General features: G+C 42.4%; 3 protein-coding genes and 1 pseudogene. 3 read left to right on the forward strand and 1 reads right to left on the reverse strand.

Annotated features, from left to right (window positions below; all coding sequences use genetic code 11):
• A partial coding sequence (locus tag AB4238_RS18635; protein ID WP_372034795.1) for a M24 family metallopeptidase occupies nucleotides 1–284 on the reverse strand: 284 nt, incomplete at its 3' end.
• Between the two features lie 296 nt (nucleotides 285–580).
• On the opposite strand from AB4238_RS18635, the gene rpsB reads away from it, so the two are divergent.
• The 3 genes and pseudogenes from rpsB to AB4238_RS18650 form a co-directional block, all read left to right on the forward strand.
• Nucleotides 581–1,309 carry a 30S ribosomal protein S2 gene (gene rpsB / locus AB4238_RS18640; protein WP_020913562.1) on the forward strand — a complete coding sequence of 243 codons (729 nt, stop codon included), beginning with the start codon at nucleotides 581–583 and terminating at the stop codon, nucleotides 1,307–1,309.
• A 135-nt stretch (nucleotides 1,310–1,444) separates the two neighbouring features.
• Complete coding sequence (tsf, locus tag AB4238_RS18645; protein WP_372034796.1) at nucleotides 1,445–2,293, forward strand: translation elongation factor Ts; 849 nt, start codon at nucleotides 1,445–1,447, stop codon at nucleotides 2,291–2,293.
• A gap of 148 nt (nucleotides 2,294–2,441) precedes the next feature.
• Nucleotides 2,442–2,801, forward strand: a pseudogene (locus AB4238_RS18650) (UMP kinase); the annotation flags it as partial.

The raw sequence follows: 2,801 nt of genomic DNA on the forward strand, positions 1-2,801 counted from the left end.
TCTATGTTGATGATATCGCCATCAACCAGTGGTTTATCATTTGGAATACCATGACAAATCACATCATTTACAGAGGTACAGATAGATTTTGGAAAACCGTGATAATCAAGCGGAGCCGAGATTGCGCCGTTATCTTCTGTAAACTTGGCGCATATGTCATTGAGCTCATTGGTGGTGACACCAGCTTTTACGTGAGGAGCAACCATTTCTAAAACTTGGGCCGCTAATTTACCTGCCGCACGCATTTTTTCAATCTCTTCTGCCGTCTTAATTACAATACTCATTCAACCGTCTCTTCTGTCTTTAGATTTGCTGTCTTTCAATAAAGGTTATTATGCCCTAAAACGACGTAAATATTTGTGCTTTTTTTCAAAATATGGTATAAAGCGCGCCGTTATGTTTGACTCTTGTTGTTCAACCTTAGGGAGAGCAGCAGCGTTAATATGGCCGCCATTATACATGGCTAATTGAAAATACTAAATCACACACATATCGACACATTCTTCGGGGTGCCCTTAACCGGGTCGAAGATATGGGATATGTGGAGGTCTAACCCCCTAAATTATTTAAGGTAAATAAAATGACTACAGTTTCAATGCGCGACATGCTACAAGCCGGTGTTCACTTCGGTCACCAAACTCGTTACTGGAACCCAAAGATGAAGCCATTCATCTTCGGCGCACGTAACGGCGTTCATATCATTAACCTAGAGCACACTGTGCCTATGTTCAATGAAGCATTAGCGTTCATCAGCAACATCGCTTCTAAAAAAGGTAAGGTTCTTTTCGTTGGTACTAAGCGTGCTGCGAGCGAAGCTATCAAAGAAGCTGCTGTTTCTTGTGACCAGTTCTACGTAGATCACCGTTGGTTAGGTGGTATGTTGACTAACTGGAAAACAGTTCGTCAATCAATTAAGCGTCTTAAAGATCTTGAAAGCCAGTCTATCGACGGTACTTTCGACAAGCTTACTAAGAAAGAAGCGCTTATGCGTACTCGTGAACTTGAGAAACTAGAAAAGTCTCTTGGTGGTATCAAGAACATGGCTGGTCTTCCAGACGTGATCTTCGTAATCGGTGCTGACCACGAGCATATTGCTATTAAAGAAGCTAACAACCTAGGTATTCCTGTTGTTGCTGTTGTTGATACAAACTCTTCTCCAGACGGTATCAACTACATCATTCCTGGTAATGATGATGCTATGCGTTCTATCCGTCTTTACACTGAGTCTGTTGCTACTGCTGCTAAAGCTGGTCGTAACCAAGACCTAGCTGTTCAAGCTGAGCAAGACGGTTTCGTAGAAGCTGAATAATAAGTTTGATGGTTTTTTCCATCTCCCTTATTAACCAAGATACATGATTGGTGAGCAGGGGCTATTTCATCTAAGGTGATTTGCCCCTGTTCTATATCTATTGAATTTGAAGAATTATCTGTAGAGGATTTAACAATGGCAATTACTGCTGCCCAAGTTAAAGAACTTCGTGACCGCACTGGCGCTGGCATGATGGACTGTAAGAAAGCTTTGACCGAAACTAACGGTGACATCGAGCTTGCAATTGACAACATGCGTAAGAGCGGTGCTGCAAAAGCTGCTAAAAAAGCGGGTAATATCGCTGCTGAAGGCGCAATCCTTATTAAGAATGGCGAAGGTTTCGCTGCTCTATTAGAAGTTAACTGTCAAACTGACTTTGTTGCAAAAGATGCTAACTTCTTAGCATTTGCTAACTCAGTACTAGACGTTGCTTCTGCTTCTAAAGTATCTATCGAAGATCTTAAAGCACAGTTCGAAGAAACTCGTGTTGCACTTGTTGCTAAGATCGGTGAAAACATCAACGTTCGTCGCGTTGAATACATCGATGGTGCAAACCTAGCTCAGTACCGTCACGGTGAGCGTATCGGTGTTGTTGTTGCTGGTGAAGCTGACGAAGAAACACTTAAGCACGTTGCAATGCACGTTGCTGCTTCTAAGCCTGAATTCGTTAACCCTGAAGATGTTCCTGCTGATCTTGTTGCAAAAGAAGAAGCACTTCAGATCGAAATCGCTATGAACGAAGGCAAGCCTGAAGAGATTGCTAAGAAGATGGTTCTTGGTCGTATGAAGAAGTTTACTGGTGAGATCTCTCTTACTGGCCAAGCTTACATCATGGAACCTAAGAAAACTGTTGGCGCTGTTCTTAAAGAGAAAGGTGCTTCAGTTTCTAACTTCATCCGTTTAGAAGTTGGTGAAGGTATCGCGAAGAAAGAAGAAGATTTTGCTGCTGAAGTTGCTGCACAAATCGCTGCTACTAAAGGTTAATATCCTTTTTTAGCCAACTTAAGACCGTAGCAATTGCTGCGGTCTTATTGTATTTACTGAAATAAGTTTATGATGTGTGAGACGAAAAATACATCGTGAGGTTATTTGAGTATACAATTCCCTAAAGCCATTATCAGGAATAATAAATATGAGTACCAATCCTAAACCTGCTTATCGCCGTGTTCTTTTAAAACTAAGTGGTGAAGCCCTAATGGGTGAAGAAGGCTTCGGCATCGACCCAAAAGTGTTAGATCGCATGGGTCAGGAGATCAAAGAGTTAGTAGAGCTCGGTATTCAAGTCGGTGTTGTTATTGGCGGTGGTAACCTGTTTCGTGGCGAAGGTCTAGCGCAAGCGGGAATGAATCGAGTTGTTGGTGACCATATGGGGATGCTTGCAACTGTGATGAATGGTTTGGCAATGCGTGATTCATTACATCGTGCATACGTGAACGCACGATTGATGTCTGCGATACCGTTGAAAGGCGTTTGTGATGACTACAACTGGGCT

It is taken from the genome of Shewanella sp. 10N.286.45.A1 (assembly GCF_041470405.1).
Taxonomy (GTDB): domain Bacteria; phylum Pseudomonadota; class Gammaproteobacteria; order Enterobacterales; family Shewanellaceae; genus Shewanella.

Bases quoted from the DNA above. Each gene is read 5' to 3' on its own strand.
- rpsB (WP_020913562.1), top strand. From the start codon at position 581: ATGACTACAGTTTCAATGCGCGACATGCTACAAGCCGGTGTTCACTTC.
- tsf (WP_372034796.1), top strand. From the start codon at position 1,445: ATGGCAATTACTGCTGCCCAAGTTAAAGAACTTCGTGACCGCACTGGC.